General features: G+C 52.2%; 20 protein-coding genes. 10 read left to right on the forward strand and 10 right to left on the reverse strand.

The annotated features are described in order from the left end of the window. Positions 1 to 9 precede the first annotated feature (9 nt). Positions 10 to 876 carry a 4-hydroxy-tetrahydrodipicolinate synthase gene (gene dapA, locus ED901_RS08310; RefSeq protein ID WP_122095579.1) on the forward strand — a complete coding sequence of 289 codons (867 nt, stop codon included), beginning with the start codon at positions 10 to 12 and terminating at the stop codon, positions 874 to 876. A 187-nt stretch (positions 877 to 1,063) separates the two neighbouring features. Further along, positions 1,064 to 1,669, forward strand: coding sequence for a glutathione transferase GstA (gstA, locus tag ED901_RS08315; protein WP_056773651.1), 606 nt, complete (start codon positions 1,064 to 1,066; stop codon positions 1,667 to 1,669). Positions 1,670 to 1,772: 103 nt separating this feature from the next. Here the strand turns inward: gstA and pdxY are convergent, their stop codons facing one another. The 5 genes from pdxY to anmK form a co-directional block, all read right to left on the reverse strand. Further along, positions 1,773 to 2,633, reverse strand: coding sequence for a pyridoxal kinase PdxY (gene pdxY / locus ED901_RS08320; RefSeq protein WP_056773648.1), 861 nt, complete (start codon positions 2,631 to 2,633; stop codon positions 1,773 to 1,775). Between the two features lie 103 nt (positions 2,634 to 2,736). Next, entirely contained in the window at positions 2,737 to 4,011 is a 1,275-nt protein-coding gene (gene tyrS / locus ED901_RS08325) for a tyrosine--tRNA ligase (RefSeq protein WP_056773644.1), read from the reverse strand. A gap of 149 nt (positions 4,012 to 4,160) precedes the next feature. Next, on the reverse strand, positions 4,161 to 4,826 hold the full coding sequence (gene pdxH / locus ED901_RS08330) for a pyridoxamine 5'-phosphate oxidase (protein ID WP_122095580.1): 666 nt from the start codon (positions 4,824 to 4,826) through the stop codon (positions 4,161 to 4,163). A gap of 105 nt (positions 4,827 to 4,931) precedes the next feature. Beyond that, positions 4,932 to 5,243, reverse strand: a complete 312-nt coding sequence (locus ED901_RS08335; protein WP_122095581.1) for an MliC family protein — start codon at positions 5,241 to 5,243, stop codon at positions 4,932 to 4,934. A gap of 85 nt (positions 5,244 to 5,328) precedes the next feature. Further along, positions 5,329 to 6,447, reverse strand: coding sequence for an anhydro-N-acetylmuramic acid kinase (gene anmK, locus ED901_RS08340; protein ID WP_122095644.1), 1,119 nt, complete (start codon positions 6,445 to 6,447; stop codon positions 5,329 to 5,331). Positions 6,448 to 6,842: 395 nt separating this feature from the next. On the opposite strand from anmK, the gene ED901_RS08345 reads away from it, so the two are divergent. Then, positions 6,843 to 7,313 carry a glycine zipper 2TM domain-containing protein gene (locus ED901_RS08345; protein WP_056773629.1) on the forward strand — a complete coding sequence of 157 codons (471 nt, stop codon included), beginning with the start codon at positions 6,843 to 6,845 and terminating at the stop codon, positions 7,311 to 7,313. Positions 7,314 to 7,440: 127 nt separating this feature from the next. On the opposite strand, the gene slyA is transcribed toward ED901_RS08345, so the two are convergent. After that, on the reverse strand, positions 7,441 to 7,875 hold the full coding sequence (gene slyA / locus ED901_RS08350) for a transcriptional regulator SlyA (protein ID WP_056773626.1): 435 nt from the start codon (positions 7,873 to 7,875) through the stop codon (positions 7,441 to 7,443). A gap of 194 nt (positions 7,876 to 8,069) precedes the next feature. Here slyA and ED901_RS08355 point away from each other — a divergent pair, with 194 nt between their 5' ends. Genes ED901_RS08355 through ED901_RS08365 form a run of 3 tightly spaced genes read left to right on the forward strand, consistent with a single transcriptional unit; the run spans position 8,070 to position 11,215 of the window. Continuing rightward, on the forward strand, positions 8,070 to 8,294 hold the full coding sequence (locus tag ED901_RS08355; protein ID WP_056773732.1) for a DUF1656 domain-containing protein: 225 nt from the start codon (positions 8,070 to 8,072) through the stop codon (positions 8,292 to 8,294). A gap of 2 nt (positions 8,295 to 8,296) precedes the next feature. After that, the gene (locus ED901_RS08360; RefSeq protein WP_056773621.1) at positions 8,297 to 9,154 is read left to right on the forward strand and encodes an HlyD family secretion protein; all 858 of its coding nucleotides are present in this window, start codon (positions 8,297 to 8,299) and stop codon (positions 9,152 to 9,154) included. 9 nt (positions 9,155 to 9,163) lie between these two features. Then, positions 9,164 to 11,215 (forward strand): FUSC family protein, encoded by a 2,052-nt coding sequence (locus tag ED901_RS08365; RefSeq protein ID WP_122095582.1) that lies wholly within the window; start codon positions 9,164 to 9,166, stop codon positions 11,213 to 11,215. Positions 11,216 to 11,233: 18 nt separating this feature from the next. Here ED901_RS08365 and ED901_RS08370 read toward each other — a convergent pair whose 3' ends face one another. Together ED901_RS08370 and ED901_RS08375 are read right to left on the reverse strand one after the other, a co-directional pair. Continuing rightward, positions 11,234 to 12,130, reverse strand: coding sequence for an aldo/keto reductase family oxidoreductase (locus ED901_RS08370; protein WP_122095583.1), 897 nt, complete (start codon positions 12,128 to 12,130; stop codon positions 11,234 to 11,236). 118 nt (positions 12,131 to 12,248) lie between these two features. Further along, positions 12,249 to 12,488, reverse strand: coding sequence for a DUF1289 domain-containing protein (locus ED901_RS08375; protein ID WP_056773615.1), 240 nt, complete (start codon positions 12,486 to 12,488; stop codon positions 12,249 to 12,251). Between the two features lie 411 nt (positions 12,489 to 12,899). On the opposite strand from ED901_RS08375, the gene ED901_RS08380 reads away from it, so the two are divergent. The 3 genes from ED901_RS08380 to rnt all read left to right on the forward strand — a co-directional run bounded on the left by ED901_RS08380 (position 12,900) and on the right by rnt (position 15,376). Beyond that, the gene (locus ED901_RS08380) at positions 12,900 to 13,991 is read left to right on the forward strand and encodes an alkene reductase (protein ID WP_056773611.1); all 1,092 of its coding nucleotides are present in this window, start codon (positions 12,900 to 12,902) and stop codon (positions 13,989 to 13,991) included. A gap of 158 nt (positions 13,992 to 14,149) precedes the next feature. Next, positions 14,150 to 14,557: a lactoylglutathione lyase gene (gene gloA, locus ED901_RS08385; RefSeq protein WP_056773609.1), complete on the forward strand. Its 408-nt coding sequence runs from the start codon at positions 14,150 to 14,152 to the stop codon at positions 14,555 to 14,557. Positions 14,558 to 14,692: 135 nt separating this feature from the next. Beyond that, the gene (gene rnt, locus ED901_RS08390; protein WP_056773607.1) at positions 14,693 to 15,376 is read left to right on the forward strand and encodes a ribonuclease T; all 684 of its coding nucleotides are present in this window, start codon (positions 14,693 to 14,695) and stop codon (positions 15,374 to 15,376) included. Between the two features lie 127 nt (positions 15,377 to 15,503). On the opposite strand, the gene ED901_RS08395 is transcribed toward rnt, so the two are convergent. Further along, entirely contained in the window at positions 15,504 to 15,851 is a 348-nt protein-coding gene (locus ED901_RS08395; protein WP_056773605.1) for a Grx4 family monothiol glutaredoxin, read from the reverse strand. A gap of 459 nt (positions 15,852 to 16,310) precedes the next feature. On the opposite strand from ED901_RS08395, the gene ED901_RS08400 reads away from it, so the two are divergent. Further along, positions 16,311 to 17,225, forward strand: coding sequence for a C40 family peptidase (locus tag ED901_RS08400; RefSeq protein WP_122095645.1), 915 nt, complete (start codon positions 16,311 to 16,313; stop codon positions 17,223 to 17,225). 164 nt (positions 17,226 to 17,389) lie between these two features. Here the strand turns inward: ED901_RS08400 and ED901_RS08405 are convergent, their stop codons facing one another. Continuing rightward, a complete protein-coding gene (locus ED901_RS08405; protein WP_122095584.1) occupies positions 17,390 to 17,479 on the reverse strand; it encodes a YnhF family membrane protein in 90 nt (29 codons plus the stop codon). Between the last annotated feature and the right edge of the window lie 238 nt (positions 17,480 to 17,717).

The raw sequence follows: 17,717 nt of genomic DNA on the forward strand, positions 1-17,717 counted from the left end.
GAATACATCATGTCATCGTTTTCAGGTATCTGGGTCCCACTGGTCACACCTTTCCATCAGGGTGAGGTCGACTTTACCGCACTGAAATCATTGTGCACCCGGCTGCTCAAACGGGGCGTGGATGGCGTTGTCGTCTGTGGAACAACCGGTGAAGCGCCGATGCTCACCAAAGAAGAACAGCTGCAGGTGTTAGATGCCGTGCTGGAAATCGTCCCCGGACATCAGGTGATTATGGGGTTGTCCGGCACGCATATGCCGGTTATCCGCGATATGCAGAATGCGATTTCACAGCGTCCGGTGGCCGGGCTGTTAGTGCCTGCGCCTTATTACATCCGCCCGTCTCAGCCCGCGCTGGTGGCGTGGTTTACTGAAATTGCCGATCAGGCCACGGTGCCGGTGATGATCTATAACATTCCTTATCGCACCGGTGTGCAGATGGAGATCGACACGCTGCGTCAATTGGCGAAACATCCGCGGATCACCGCCATCAAAGATTGCGGCGGCAGCATTGATCTGACGCTGTCGCTGATTGCTGACGGTGAGCTGGATGTGTTGTGTGGTGAAGATGTGCAGATTTTCTCGACGCTCAGTCTCGGCGGTGCCGGGGCTATTGCAGCCTCTTCGCATATTTTCCCGGAAGAGTTTGTCCGGCTTATCCGGGAGTTTAAAACTCAGGATATCGTCGCCGCACGCAAAACTTTCTTTGGCCTGCTGCCCATGATTCGCCTGATGTTCTCCGCACCCAATCCGGCAGCGATAAAGTTTGCTCTGTCGCTGGACGGGCTGATGGCGAACGAATTACGTTCCCCTATGCTGCCTGCACCCGAATCTGTTGAACAGGTCGTCCGCGATTATCTGAATCAGCACGCGCGTTAATTGCTGACTCCTGGCGAACCGCCTCAATGTTCGCCATAAAGGCGACATAAGCACGGCAGGCGCAATTTAAACACTGACTTTTACTCCCGCCGGTTCTAGGATAGAAGCAGCGTGTCTATGCCCTGTCGCTGCCCGTGCACCAATGCATTGCCAGGGTTGGCCTGAGTCCTCATCAGATGGAGTAACTATGAAACTGTATTATAAGTCCGGCGCCTGTTCCCTTTCCCCGCACATTATTCTTCGCGAAGCCGATCTGGACTTCAGTATCGAAAAGGTCGATCTGGCAACCAAGAAAACGGAAACCGGCGATGATTTTCTGGCGGTGAACCCGAAAGGACAGATCCCAACGCTGTTGCTTAATGATGGCACCATCCTGACCGAAGGCGTGGCGATCGTGCAGTATCTTGCTGACCAGAAGCCAGATCGCCAGCTGATGCCGGAACAGGGTACGCTGGCCCGTTATCATGCACTGGAATGGCTGAACTACATTGCGACCGAGTTGCACAAAGGTTTCTCTCCGCTGTTCAATCCGAAAACGCCGGAAGACTTCAAAACAGTCACCCGTGAAGCGCTGAGTAAGAAATTTGCTTACGTGAATGAGTCGCTGAAAAACAATCATTTCCTGCTGGGTGCACGTTTCAGCGTGGCCGATGCCTACCTGTTTACCGTCATGGGCTGGGCAAAAGCACTGAAATTCGACCTGAGCGCACTGACCGAGCTGAACGCCTATCTCGACAGAGTGGCGGCGCGACCTGCCGTTGATGCTGCGCTGACCGCCGAAGGTCTGAAATAAGTTTTTTGTGATGTGAATTTTGTCGCGGTTACAGACGGCAAAAATAAAACGCCCCGGCTGACTCAGCACGGGGCGTTTTTACTGGCACAAACTAAAGAGATAATTACAGCTTAACGGCCGGGAAATGATGTTCAGGTTTGACCATGTTGTCCTGCGCCGCCACGATTTGCAGTTCGTACTCGCCCATCGCGTGGGTCGCCAGCATCACTTCGTAAACCGCTGCGGTAACGTGCTCCAGCGCTTTATCCAGCGCTTCACCTTTCAGCAGATTTACCAGCAATAATCCGCTGGTCAGGTCACCGACGCCGACCGGCTGACGTACGCCGAAATCGACCAGCGGGCGGTCGATATGCCAGGCTTCGTTTGCGGTAACCAGCAACATTTCAAAGCGGTCGCTGTGATACCCCGCGCGGCTCAGGTGTTTCACCAGCACAATTTTAGGGCCTTTGGCGATAAGCTCACGCGCTGTCGCAACGGCTTCTTCAACACTCGCCACCGCATGGCCGCCGAGTAATTCCAGCTCCAGCAGGTTTGGCGCGATGATATCGCAGTTAACCAGCGCCTGATTACAATGGAACTCCGCCACACCCGGCGCCACGATACAGCCTTTTTCAGGATGCCCCATGACCGGGTCACAGAAATACCAGGCATCAGGATTCGCTGCTTTCACCAGACGGACAATCTCCAGAATGCTCTGACCCTGCTCAGGCGAACCGATGTACCCACTCAGTACCGCATCACAATCTTTCAGACGATCGATTTCCGCAATGCCCTGAGCGATGTCTGTCAGGTGCGTTGCAGGCATCACACAACCGGTCCAGTGCCCGTATTGCGTATGGTTAGAAAACTGAACGGTATTAAGAGGCCAGACATTCGCCCCCATGCGGCGCATAGGAAATTCTGCCGCGCTGTTACCGGCGTGACCAAAAACGGTGTGTGACTGGATAGAAAGAATGCTTTTCATGAGGAATTTCCGATAGCAACGTCATCGGGAGATGGCGGTATTACTGAGTTCACAGGACAAAAACGAGGGGCTGTAACGCCCCTCGTGATGCCGGTCGTAACGCTTACGCCCAGAGCAACAGGGTGTAGTTCTTTTTACCGCGACGCAGCAAGGTATAACGACCAAACAGGCGATCACTGTCAGTAAAGTTGTATTCAGTGTCAGTCTGTTTTTCGCCGTTAATGGAAACTGCGTTTGAGGAAATCATGGTACGCGCCTGGCCTTTTGACGGGGCCATACCGGCAATCACCAGCGCCTGTTGCAGATCGGTATCACGTGGCACTTCAAACAGCTCGAGGCCATCCTGCGCCAGCTGGCCGAAATCGACTTCGGTCATTTCGCTCAGCGAACCTGAGAACAGGCTCTGGGTGATACGTTTGGCTGCAGCCAGACCTTCGGCGCCATGCACCATGCCGGTGACTTCTTCCGCCAGCACGTATTGCGCGCGCGGTGCTTTGCCGCTGTTTTTATCTTCTTCTTCCAGCGCATTGATCTCTTCAATGCTCATGAAGGTGAAGAACTTCAGGAAGCGATAAACGTCTGCATCGGCGGTGTTGATCCAGAACTGGTAGAATTTGTACGGGCTGGTTTTCTTCGGATCCAGCCAGACTGCGCCGCCTTCGGTTTTACCGAATTTGGTACCGTCAGATTTGGTGATTAACGGAACGGTCAGGCCGAACACTTGTTTCTGATGCAGACGACGCGTCAGATCGATACCTGACGTAATGTTGCCCCACTGATCGGAGCCGCCAATTTGCAGTTCCACCTTGTGCAGGTCGTACAGTGAAGAGAAATCGTAACCCTGCAACAGGTTGTAAGAGAATTCGGTGAAGGAGATGCCGCTGTCATCGCGGTTCAGACGCTGTTTCACCGCTTCTTTGTTGATCATCTGGTTAACAGAGAAATGCTTACCGATGTCACGCAGGAAAGTCAGCACGTTCATGCCGCCAAACCAGTCGTAGTTGTTTGCCGTAATGGCGCTGTTTTCACCGCAGTTGAAATCCAGGAACGGGGAAACCTGATGACGGATTTTCTCAACCCATTCGTTTACCGTTTCGTTGGTATTCAGCTTACGTTCGGTGGCTTTGAAGCTTGGGTCGCCGATAAGGCCGGTCGCGCCGCCCACCAGTGCAACAGGCTTATGCCCGTTAAGCTGGAAACGCTTCAGGCAAAGCAATGGCACCAGATGCCCCAAATGCAAGCTGTCTGCGGTAGGATCGAAACCGCAATAGAGTGCAATTGGCCCTTGCGCCAGTCGCTCTGCTAACGCTTCTTCATCCGTCACCTGGGCAACGAGGCCCCGCTCTTGCAATTGTTTAATCAGGTTGCTGCTCGCCATCAAAGACTCCATTTATTAAGTACTGAACCTGTGCAGATTCATGTCCGGCATCATGCCGCGCATGTGCCTTTTCTCTCACCATTAAGGGGAACGCCATAGAATAAAGCGCTCGTCGCCCGAGCGCTAGGGAATCGCGTGTTTTTTCGTGGTTAAGGGGCGAGGCGGTCTATTTTCCAGCCAGTTTGGCTTTCGGCGCTGTCACGCTGATAAATGAACCGATCGTGCAGACGGTGTTCGCCGCCCTGCCAGAACTCCATCGAATCCACTTTCACGCGAAAACCGCCCCAGAAACTCGGCAACGGGACTTCGCCTTTGCTGAACTTCTGTTTCAGTTCGAGGAATTTACTTTCCAGCACGCCGCGCGCCGAAATCCGGCTGGACTGCTGTGAAACCCACGCGCCGATCTGGCTGTCTTTCGGGCGGCTGGTGAAATACTTCATCACCTCGAGCGTGGAAAGGCGCTCAGCCTGACCGAGCACAATCACCTGACGGTCAAGCATATGCCACGGGAACAGCAGACTGATGCGGGAGTTGTTCGCCAGCTGTTGTGCTTTGCGGCTGCCCAGATTGGTGTAGAACACCAGCCCTTTTTCATCGTAATGCTTGAGTAACACGATCCGCTGGTAAGGCTGACCCTGTTCATCGACCGTCGCCACGACCATTGCTGTCGGATCCGCCAGTTTCGCGTCACACGCTTGTTTCAGCCAGTGCTCAAACAAAGGCAGCGGCTCAGCAGTCAGATCGGCGCGACGCAGCCCGCCGCGCGTGTATTCCCGGCGCGAGTCAGCAACATCAAATTCATTATTATCAGCCATATGGGTTCAATTGCATCTCAACAAAAGGTAATGGCATTGTGCACCCGCCGCGTCAGGATCTCAATGTTCCTGACGCGGCGGGTTGGGAAAGGCTAAGGGGGGATTTTATTTCTGGACGCAGTCATCAATGATGACGTTATCACCACGCTGTACGAAGGCCTGATTGCCTTTCGACCAGAAGGTGTAACGGCTGTCGCTGTATTTAGTGCCGGAGGCGGATTCCACCTGTTTCAGTTTCAGTTGCTCACCGTCGAGCACCATGCTCACCTGCTGCGCCGGTTTATCGAGCGTGACGGTCAGCGGCAAGGTGCCGCACTGATAATGTAACTCCTGCGTCGGGCTCTCAGCCTGATGTTGAAACTGGCTACATCCGGCCAGCGTTAATCCTGCTAAAGCAGCGAAAATCGCCTTTTTCATTTTGTGCTCCCTGATTGTTTTTAGTCTCTCTCAGTTATGTACCACGCCCGCTGGCGCGGCACATTGAGATAAAACCGAGAACGCATCAGGATCGGGGGGAAACCACCGGATATATGGCACCGAGCACGGTTTCGCGGCTGGCACCGGTCACGGAGGGCAGATTACCCGACTGGCCGGATAACGTGCGGAACGCCAGCCAGGCAAACGCCAGCGCTTCCATGTCATCGCCGCTGATGCCAAAGGCATCCGTGGTACACACTTCGGTGCCTGGCAACATGGCGGAGAGCCGTGCCATCAGCAACGGATTTCGGGCACCACCGCCACACACCATCAGACGATCGCAGCCGCCGGTCAACTGAACCTGTTCGGCGATACTGACGGCCGTCAGTTCGGTCAGCGTGGCCTGCACATCGACCGGAGAGATTTCGTGGCCGCGCGCCAGCTGTTTCTCCAGCCACGCCATGTTGAAGTATTCGCGTCCGGTGCTTTTCGGCGCTGGCTCGGCAAAATAGGCATCAGAAAGCATCTGCTGCAGCAACCGTAAATTCACCCGCCCCTGAGTCGCCCATTCCGCGTTTTTGTCGTAAGGCTGATGCTTGTGACGCAAGATCCAGGCATCCATCAGCATGTTGCCGGGGCCGGTATCATAGCCACGGACCGGTTGTCCGGGCAGAAGCATTGAAAGGTTGGCGATGCCGCCGATGTTAAGGATCATTCTCCGTTCGGCCGTATCGGCCAGCAATGCCTGATGGAACGCAGGCACCAGCGGTGCGCCCTGCCCGCCCCACGCCATATCTCGGCGGCGGAAATCCCCGACGGTCGTGATACCGGTCATGGCCGCAATGCGGTTGTTATCACCCAGTTGCATGGAAAATGTGGTGTCGCCTTTTGGCTGATGCCAGACCGTCTGGCCGTGGCAACCAATCGCCGTGACTTCCTCGGGTGAAATTCCTGCGCTTTTCAGTAAGCCCAACACCGCTTCCCCGAAGAGAATACCCAGCTGCGTGTCCAGCTCACCGACCTGTTGCAGTGTCACATGCTGTCCCTGACACATTCCCAGCACGGCATTTTTCAGCGCGATGGGGATGGGATGCGAATAACTTGCCTGCTGCGCCACCATGCGTTCATCAATGGCCGCCAGCACCACATCCACTCCATCCAGACTGGTGCCGGACATCACGCCGATATAGCGACCCGACTTTATAGATAACATCCTTCACTCCTCACTAAAAAGTGCCCGACAGGGTTTGACACAGAGTAGGCAGAATTGCGATGACAACACCATGAATTACTGAATTTTTATTACGCCTTGTGATGACTTCGTGTTTTTCATCCCACGTTTTCCTCTTTCAGAAATATCCACAATGTAAAAATCAACATTTAACTATGTTAACTGCCGGTGTTTTTGATTTAACACAAAGCTGTCTTAAACTTAAACCTGCGTTTATTATTAGTTGAGGCGAACTTCGGTATACTCGAAGACAGTTAAGTGAATATGGTATATGACAGCCTCGACAGTGATGTTGAACTGTGTATCGGTTTTTCTCTGTTGTTGTCTCTACCCTGAAAGATGTGCAGCAGCATATAAAGGAGCTATTTATGATTAAGCGTTTACTGGTCGTCGCACTTGCCGGCGTTTCCCTTGCTGGCTGCGTCAGCGATAATTCTCTGTCTGGCGACGTTTACTCCTCTTCGCAGGCCAAACAAATCCAGCAGGTCACCTACGGCACCATCGTTTCTACCCGTGCAGTACAGATTCAGGGTGGCGATGATTCCAACATTATCGGCGCGCTGGGCGGTGCCGTGTTAGGGGGCTTCCTGGGTAATACCGTCGGTGGCGGTACCGGTCGCAGTCTGGCAACCGCTGCGGGCGCAGTGGCCGGTGGCGTGGCGGGTCAGGGCGTTCAAAGCACCCTCAACCGTTCTAACGGTGTAGAGCTGCAAATCCGTCGTGATGACGGGTCCACGATTCAGGTTGTTCAGAAAGCCGGTGCGACTAAATTCAGCGTCGGACAACGTGTCAGCATGGCCAGCAGTGGCAGCACTATCACGGTTTCTCCGGGTGCCTGATAGTTTCTCAGTCTGTAAGACAGCCTGAAACCAAAAAACCGAAGCCAAAGGCTTCGGTTTTTTTATGGGCAACCCTTAAAGAAAGAGTCAAAGCAACGCTGTGTGACGTGAACAGAACAAAAGTGATTTATGATTTGCTTTGCAATGCAGCAATATTTTTTTCCAGGCGAGACAACATCCCACCCAGTTGTTCAATTTCAGCAGCAGACATACCGGACAAAATTTCTTTGCGCGTTGAGTCAATCACCGTCTCCATTTCATGGATGATCGGCGCAGATTCTTCGGTGAGTTTGATGCGTTTGGCGCGGCGATCGCTGGCGCAGGTCTGCCGGGTGATCAACTTCTTTTCTTCGAGCTGATCCAGCGTGCGGACCAGAGAAGGCTGCTCGATACCGATGGCTTTCGCCAGCTGAATTTGTGACTGTTCCGGAGGTAACATATTGATATTGTGCAATGTTACCCAATGCGTTTGCGTGAGTTCTAACGGCTTTAGCCGATCGTCAATCAACGCACGCCAGGCACGAACTAATCGTGCTAGATCTGACCCCAGATTCGATTCCAATTATCCCCTCCTTATAATTAGCATGCTAAGATAACTCCCCAGAGTTTAGCTTAGTTTTAGGAACTTTAATCGAGAAATTACAATTCTATATATAATGGTAGGTACTGTTGCATCCGGAAGCGGCCACAATGCTTCCAAAGGTAAACTCGTTTATAACACAATCACCGGCAGAGATTAATATTGTGAATGCGCAAATGTTTCACGCAGGCTTCCCGCTCCCCGATTTGGTCGTCGGTGCCTCACTTTATTTCCCCCCGATGTTTAAAGCATTTTTACTGGGACTGGTTTTTTGGCTTTTGATTCATCGGGTGGTACGTGACTGGATTTATTCCGGCGAAGTCTGGCATCCGACGCTGATGGATTTATCCCTGTTTGTGATCTGTATTTGCGCCGCACTGTTGCTTATGGTGAACCTCTGAAAATGAAATTCAAAACCCTTAAATATTTCTCAACTGTGCTGGTTTTCGCGGTCGCAATATGTGCCGGATGGTGGATGTGGAATTACTACATGCAATCCCCGTGGACGCGGGATGGAAAGGTGCGGGCTGAAATTGTGGATATCACACCGGAAGTCTCCGGCCGGATCATTGACATCAATGTGCATGATAATCAGTTTGTTAAAAGTGGCGATCCGCTGTTCAGCCTGGATCCGGTCCCCTTTAAAATTGCCGTCGATAATGCCGAAGCGGCGCTGGCGAAAGCGGCAGCGGATTTAGCCAAAGCCAATCATGAAGCCGCGCGCCGTCGTGGTCTGGGCACCAACGTTATTTCTGCCGAGTCACTGGATGAGTCCAATATTAGCGCCAAAGCCATGCAGGCGGCTTATCAGGGGGCGCAGTCCTCATTAGAACAGGCCAAATGGAATTTGAGTAAAACCAATATTGTCGCGCCCACTGACGGTTATATAACCAATCTGCAAACCCGCAAAGGCAATTATGCCACCACCGGCACACCTCTGGTCGGCCTGGTGGATATTCATTCTTTCTATGTGCTGGGTTATTTCGAAGAAACCAAACTGAAAAATATCCGTGAAGGCGATCTGGCGGACATCACTTTATTTAACGGTAATATTCCTCTTAAAGGCCATGTGGAAAGTATTGGGCGGGCGATTTATGACCAGAGCCTGGACGCCTCTGACGACCTGCTGATGAACGTCAAACCGAACGTACCCTGGGTGCGTCTGGCGCAGCGTGTGCCCGTGCGCATTAAGCTCGACACGGTCCCCGCAAACACCATTCTGGTTGCAGGCACCACCTGCACGATTTCAATCCTTAATTAAGGCCATGCCGTGAATTTCTCCTGGCTGGAATGGAAGAATACCCCGTGGGGAAAAGCCACCGGCGGCCAATGGCGGTACGCCCTGCGCAACTCTATCGCCATGATACTGGCGCTGTATATCGCCTTTGAATTTCAGATGGATGAACCCTACTGGGCGTTAACTTCCGCAGCGGTAGTCAGCTTTCCCACCGTGGGCGGCGTGATCAGTAAAAGTATCGGCCGTATTATTGGCAGCCTGCTCGGTGCGATGGGGGCCGTCTTTATCGCCGGTCATTGTCTCAATGAACCCTGGCTTTTCACGCTGGCCATCGCCACCTGGCTTGGCCTGTGTACTTACGTTTCCAACCATTATCAAAACAACGTCTCATACGCTTTCGCGCTGGCCGGTTACACGGCGGCAATCATTGCGTTTTCAACCGTCGACGTCACGGATCCTACCCAAATTTTTGACATCGCTCAGGCGCGAGTGGGTGAAGTGATCACCGGTATTTTATGCGGTGGTTTCATGATGATGGTGCTGCCCAGCACGTCGGACGGCGATGCCCTGCTCACCTCTCTGCGCAAAATGCACACCCAGTTACTGGAACATGCGCAACTGTTATGGAATGCAGAAATCAATGACCAAATCCGAAGTTCTCACGAGGGCCTGATCGGTCAGATACTGACGCTGAATCTGTTACGTATTCAGGCGGTCTGGAGCCATTACCGGCTACGTCGTCAAAACAATGTGCTTAATTATTTGCTGCACCAGCAACTGCGCATGACCAGTTTTATTTCCAGCCTGCGCCGCATGTTACTGAACTGGCCGCAGCCGCCTGAAAATCTTGCTCAAGTCCTGAGTATTTTGCTCGATGAACTGCGTAAACCCGACACCGACAAATACCGGCTTTCGCAGATCCTTCTGCTGATAAAGCCTCAGGACACCGCCGATTTTCGCCATCAGGCGTTCTGGACGCGTTTGCGCGATTTCTGCTGGCTGTACGTGCGCAGTGAACGTTGGTTACGCCGCGTGGAGAACGCCAATGTGGCCGAAGCCGAAACGCTCCAGCCACCAAAAATCACCCATCTGGCGCAGCATACGGATACCGTTGAAGCCGCTTATAACGGCCTGCGAACGTTCCTGTGCATTGTGATCGGTTGCGCGTTCTGGATGACAACGCAATGGGATTCCGGCGCCGGTGCCGTGGCGCTGACGGCGGTCAGCTGTGTGCTTTACTCCTCCACCGCGTCTCCCATCAGCAGCGTGACATTGCTGATCAAATCCCTGGGGTTACTGTTTATCGGCTGCTTTGTGCTTAAGTTCGGGCTGATGATTCAGATCGATAACTTCTGGGTGTTCTGCGCCTTTTTCCTGCCAATGCTGGTCACCATGCAAATGATGAAACTGCAATATAAACGCTATGCCGGGTTATGGGGGCAGATGATCGTATTTATGGGCTCGTTTCTTGCGGTCACTAACCCGCCGGATTATGACTATGGTGCGTTCATGAACGACGGCGTGGCAAAAATCGCGGGCGTAATGTTAGCCGGCATTGCGTTTCAGGTTTTGCGGCCAAGCTCTGATAAGCGCAAAAGCCGTCGCATAATCCGGGCGTTGCGCCGGGATTTCATGGATCAACTTAGCCGCAAACCCTCCCTGAGCCATTTCCAGTTTGAATCACTGATTTATCACAGGATGAACCAGCTGAGTCAGAGTAAAGATCAGATTTCCCGCACATGGCTGCTGCGCTGGGGCGTGGTGCTGCTCAACTGCAGTCACATCGTCTGGCAGTTACGCGAATGGGAAACCCGCTCTGATCCGCTGTCAGCGGTGCGCGACGTCTGTATCCATTGTCTGAAAGGTGTAATGACCGAGCGCGGCGTCAGTCATGAAAATCTGGATGCGACACTTGCGGAATTATTGCGCATGAGCAACTCGCTGGCACATCATCCTGAACCTGCGGCGCGTGAACTGGCGGGGGTAATCTGGCGGTTGTACTGCTCGCTGTCACAACTTCAACAGGCGATTTCGACGGAAGATGGCCCGGCGGATCCTGCGTTAATCACCACAAAACCCGCCTGACCATTCACCCGCAAAGGGTTACGGAACGTCGTAACCCAGCGCCGCTTTGCGGATACGGAACCACTGCTGGCGGGTCATCTCCAGAGACAACGCTTTATACGCAGACTGCACGCGTTCAATTTTGCCGGAACCGATAATCGGCAACGGCTGCGACGGCAGACGCATGATCCAGGCATACACCACCTGTTCAATAGTGTCGGCGCCCGTTTCATTCGCCACGTTTTGCAGCTCATCGCGCAGCGGCTGGAACCCGGCCTCACTGAACAAACGTCCGCCTCCCAGACAAGACCAGGCCATCGGTTTGATGCGCAATTGCTGGCACTGATCCAGCGTTCCGTCGAGGATAGCAGGCTGGTGGATCGGAGAGATTTCAACCTGATTAGTAACCAGCGAAAACGGCAGGCGTGACTGTAACAGGCTGAACTGTGCTGGCGTGAAGTTAGAAACGCCGAAGTGTTTTACTTTGCCGCTTTTGTGCAGTTGCGTGAACGCTTCTGCCACTTCGTCGGCATCCATCAGCGGGTCCGGACGGTGGATCAACAGCAGATCCAGATAATCAGTGTGCAGATTGGTCAGAGATTTTTCCGCGCGTGCAATGATGTACTGCGCATCGGTAATGTAATGCCCGATTTTATTGTCAGGATCGGCAGTGGTGGCAATACCGCATTTACTGACCAGCTCCATTTTCTCACGCAGCGCCGGTTTTAAGCGCAGAGCCTCACCAAATGCCGCTTCACACTGATAACCTCCGTAAATGTCAGCATGATCGACGGTGGTAATGCCCAGTTCGATATGCTGTTGCATAAACGTCTGAATCTGCTGCGCTGTCATCTCCCATTCCATCAGACGCCAGTAACCGCAAATCAGCGTTGAGAAAACCGGGCCTTGTGGCGATAAAGGGGTACGTGGATCCATGATCATTTCCTTATTTTTTGATATTTTCGACCAACAGAATACACAACGGCCATCGCGCTGTATTGATGCTGACAGGCAGAAACAGAAGGATGTGAAGCTAAGACGCCCGCTTTGATGATTAAAACAGCTCCGGCTGCTCCGGCTGAGGTTCATCGGGTGTTTTTCCGGCGCGCTGCTGACGCAACAACCGCTGCTGACATAAACGCAGCACATGGCGTTTTTCGGTGTCGGTCATTTTTATCCAGCCAAAGCGTTCATCGCGGCTGCGCAGGCAACCGCGGCAATAGCCCCGTTCGTCGGCCTGGCAGATGCCACGGCACGGGCTGGGGATGTCAAAAAACTCGAGCTGCTGAGCCACAGGCCCTCCGCAAATAGTGCTGAACTTTTATTCAAGACGTTTTCCCGCCATCCCGCAAGGTGAATCACGTCATGCATTTCATTCTTCAAATTACTGCAACACTGATCTGCTACCGTCCGTTCAGCCATTTCACCTGTCGGAAATGGTCAGACTGTTTCGCCTGCCCTCATTAAGAAAACAGAAATTTGCCCTCACCTCAGCCGGCACCCGCCGGCTCTTTTTTATTCTTTTTCTGTTCCTGAACCCGCCATGCACACCCGGCAATGAGAGATATTTCGCGAAAAAGCACCGTGCGCGTAGTCACCGGCAAGGAAGATGGGATAAAAAAGACACCATTATTTAAGATCGTTTGACGTGAGTGAGATCCCTTAACGTCTTACCGATCAGTCCATTAACGTTGGAGTTTTTGACATGACCAAGCTTTTCTCCCCGATTGTTGTCGGTAAAAATACCTTACCGAATCGAGTATTTATGGCTCCACTGACCCGTCTGCGCAGCATTGAACCGGGTGATATCCCGACGCCGCTGATGGGCGAATACTATGCCCAGCGCCACACCTCTGGCCTGATCATCACTGAAGCGACGCAGGTTTCTTTCCAGGCCAAAGGCTATGCGGGCGCGCCCGGTTTGCACACGCCTGAGCAGGTCGCTGCGTGGAAGAAAATCGTTGCCGGCGTTCATGATAAAAAAGGACATATCGCCGTTCAGCTGTGGCACACCGGGCGTATCTCACACAACAGTGTGCAGCCGGACAATCAGACACCGGTTGCGCCTTCTGCTGTCAACCCAAATACACGTACCAGCCTGCGTGATGAGCAAGGCAACGCGATCCGCGTCGACTGCCCTACTCCGCGTGCGTTAGAACTGAGTGAGATTCCGGGCATCATCAATGATTTCCGTCATGCTGCGGCCTGCTCTGCAGAAGCCGGTTTCGATTACATCGAACTGCATGCGGCGCACGGCTATCTGTTGCACCAGTTTATGTCTCCGGCATCTAACCTGCGTGAAGACCAGTACGGTGGCAACATTGAAAACCGCACACGCCTGACGCTGGAAGTGGTGGATGCTGCGATTGAAGAGCTCGGCGCAGAACGTGTGGGTATCCGTATTTCACCACTGGGACCGTTTAACGGCCTGGACAACGGTGAAGATCAGGTACAGGCAGCCATCTATCTGCTGGATGAACTGAACAAACGTAAACTGGCTTATCTGCATATTTCTGAGCCTGACTGGGCCGGTGGTAAGCCTTACACCACCGAATTCCGTGAGGTGATCCGCGCGCATTATCAGGGCGTGATTGTCGGTGCCGGTGCTTACACGGCTGAGAAAGGCGAAGAACTGATCGAAAAAGGTTACATCGATGCCGTAGCCTTTGGCCGCAGCTACATCGCTAACCCGGATCTGGTTGAGCGTCTGAAATCTCATGCACCGCTTAACGAGCCAAAACCAGAAACCTTCTACGGCGGCGACGCTCAGGGTTATACCGATTACCCGACCCTGTAATGTTATAAAAGTTATCTCCACTTTTCGGCGACCGATGCCCTCCGGCCGCCGTTTTTTTGGTCAGAAATCCAGCCGCTGTTCGGGGTTTTACAGACAAAACCGCCGCTATCGGTTAGGCTGAAACTGATTATTCTCATCCTGCAAATAAAGAGGAACCTATGCGTTTACTCCATACCATGCTTCGCGTTGGCGATTTACAACGCGCAATCAGCTTCTACACCGACGTTTTAGGCATGCGCCTGCTGCGTACCAGTGAAAATACGGAATACAAATATTCGCTGGCTTTTGTTGGCTACACGGATGAAAGCGAAGGCGCAGTCATTGAGTTAACCTACAACTGGGGCGTTGACAGCTATGACATGGGCACTGCCTATGGGCACATCGCGTTAGGAGTGGATAACGTGGCGCAAACCTGCGACGACATCCGTAACGCAGGTGGCAAAGTCACCCGTGAAGCGGGCCCGGTCAAAGGCGGCTCCACCATTATCGCTTTTGTTGAAGATCCGGACGGCTACAAAATCGAGCTGATCGAATCCAAACACGCAGGCCAGGGTCTGGGCAACTGATCCGTTGCGTGCAGTCTCAGGGCGCGAAAGCGCCCTTTTTTTTGCCCACTGAAATGTCGAATATTCGCCACACGCCTGCAACTCGCGGCAAAATTTGTCATAATGTGCGCTTAATTCGATAAAGATAAGAAACTAATGGCCGAGAATAGTGACATTAACGCCCTGAGAGGCCGTTTTCGTGGTTTTTATCCGGTAGTGATCGATGTTGAAACTGCCGGATTCAATGCCAAAACTGATGCGCTGCTGGAAATTGCAGCCATCACGCTAAAAATGGATGAAGACGGCTGGCTGGAAAGCGACGAGACGGTCCATTTCCACGTCGAGCCTTTCGAAGGTTCCATTCTGGTGCCAGAGGCGCTGGCGTTTAACGGTATCGACCCGACAAATCCGTTGCGTGGTGCGGTCAGCGAATATGACGCCCTGCATGAGATTTTCAAAGTCATCCGTAAAGGGATGAAAGAGCAGAACTGCAACCGCGCGATCATCGTGGCGCACAACGCTAATTTTGATCACAGCTTCCTGATGGCCGCCGCCGAACGCGCCGGGCTGAAACGTAACCCGTTCCATCCGTTCGCGACCTTTGATACCGCAGCGCTGAGCGGGCTTGTGCTCGGGCAGACGGTGCTGGCAAAAGCCTGTATCAGCGCGGGGATGGTCTTTGACAGCAGCCAGGCGCACTCCGCCTTGTATGACACAGAGCGCACGGCTGAACTGTTCTGCGAGCTGGTAAACCGCTGGAAGCGCCTGGGCGGCTGGCCGCTGGCCATCAGCGCCGAAGAGCAGGAAGACGAAACCGCATCAGAAGAACATCAGCAGTAAGCGGTTGACGTGAAGGAATACGCTGACGGACAAACAGGCCGGACGCATAAAAAACAAAAAGAGCGACGCAATGTCGCTCTTTTTATTGTCATCAGCTGCCCTGAAGGCCGCCAATTCCCGCTGCTGATTACTCTTCAGATTCAGAAGATTTGTATTTCTCAGCGGTTTCTTTGATCAGCTGTTGCAGTTCGCCACGCTGATACATTTCAATCACGATGTCACAACCGCCGACCAGTTCACCATCAACCCACAGCTGCGGGAAGGTAGGCCAGTTAGCAAATTTTGGCATCTCTGCGCGGATATCCGGGTTCTGCAGGATATCGACGTAAGCGAAACGTTCACCACAGGCAGACAATGCCTGAACTGCTTGTGCAGAAAAACCGCAGCTTGGCAGTTTTGGCGAGCCTTTCATGTACAGCAGAATCGGGTTTTCAGAAACTTGCTTCTGAATTTTTTCAATTGTTGGAGTGGTCATTTCTTGCTTCCTCAAGCCGGTACAGGCTGTCACGGTCATTACTCTTCACGCGCAGCACAAAAAAGTGCTGAATCACATTGCCCTCTATTGTAACGATGGCAGCTATCAGATAAAAACGCCATTTTTTGCAGGGTCTTTCGCAATACTGACATTTTATTTCACTATTTTAAGTGCCTGCGTGCGGGCTCACTAAAATAAAGATTCATCGAGAATAACATTTTTGGCGATGACATTAACCAGGGATTTGCATTTCGCCATGGTTTAACACAAATATTAACCTACTGAAAAACGGTCATTTTATTCACTAAAAATGGCGTTTATTTCGACGTTTTAAAAGCTATTAACTTTTTCTCACAATATGATCTAGAATCGATGCAATTCGTGCTGTTTTGTCTGGTTCTTTTAGGCAATACTCTGACATCTCTGATGTTTAACCTAACCACCTATGGTAACGAAGCTATGCGCTTACTGTTCACGCTTTTTGTGCTGCTCTTTACCCAGCTGTTTCTGAATATTGCTCATGCGTCACCGCAGAGTCGTGTTTCTGCCGATCAGCGAAAGAGTCATGTTAATCAGGTTGCCCCTGAGGAACGTCGAAAGCGAAAAACGGTTGCAGCGAAAACCACTAAAAAAACCAAAGTGGCACCGGTGAAAGAACAACAGAGTCAGGAAAAAAATGCCAGGAAGAGAGTCAAAAGCACCGAACTGGTGACGCGAAAGGCCTCTTCTGTCAAAACAGTTAAAACGACGCGAGCTGAAAGTAAGGCCGAGAGTAAGAAAGAAAAAACACTCAAAACCACCAGAGCTGAAACCAAAGCAGATAAGAAAAGTAAAACCCGGGCTTTGGCGAAAAACGCCACTGTAAAGACCAGCAAGAAAGAAGCGTATGGCCGACACCGAAAAGGCAAGAAATTAGCCGAAGAAGACAGCAAGCCCATTACGTTAAGCGCGACCCACAAGAAACGTTATCAGCATGCTCAGCAAACGGCGATGACCAAGCTGATGCATCAGGTCGGCAAACCTTATCGCTGGGGTGGTACCTCACCCAATACCGGTTTCGATTGCAGTGGTTTAGTGTATTACGCGTACAAAGATCTGATTCGTATCAAAATGCCACGCACCGCTAACGAGATGTACCACCTGCGCGATGCCGCACCGGTGAAACGCGGTGAACTGGAGTCCGGCGATCTGGTCTTCTTTAGAATTAATAACCGCGGTGCCGCGGACCATGTCGGGGTATACGTCGGTAACGGCAAGTTTATTCAGTCTCCGCGTACCGGTGAAGACATCAAAATTACCTCACTGGGCGACGATTACTGGCAAGATCATTATGTAGGTGCACGTCGGGTAATGACCCCAAAAACGATCCGATAATAAGCAGTTCGTTAAATTTGAAGTTCCGCTAATCATCACTGAATAGCATTTAACGAAGCGTTTGTGCAGGGAAGAATGTCGGCGAAAAGGGTCAGTGTGCAAAAATTGAAAAGGGCGATCCCTGTATAAGGGTTCGCCCTTTTTGTTGCCCGATGACAGAGCTTTTAGTTCATCACTGCGGTGAAGCTGAAAGCGATAATCATAAGCAACGCGCAAACGGTGGTAATCAACGACAATTTCAGATTACTGTCCATAAAACCCCCTTACGGATCAATTGTGGCGTTTCATTAAGCCACATAAAATGTGTGCCAACGCATTTTCTCATACTTCATCGCTAAAATCCCGCGTTGATTCATGCGCGATATTCCACAATAACACTTCCACTTTGCTGCATTATAAGAGAAAATTGTCGGTTACCACGCCTGTGTGCCGGTCGATTTCACCCGAGAGCGTTTTGCGCCTCACTCTGACGAATCCACCCAACGATTTCAC

This window comes from Rahnella sp. Larv3_ips (assembly GCF_003697865.1).
Classification (GTDB): Bacteria; Pseudomonadota; Gammaproteobacteria; order Enterobacterales; family Enterobacteriaceae; genus Rahnella; species Rahnella rivi.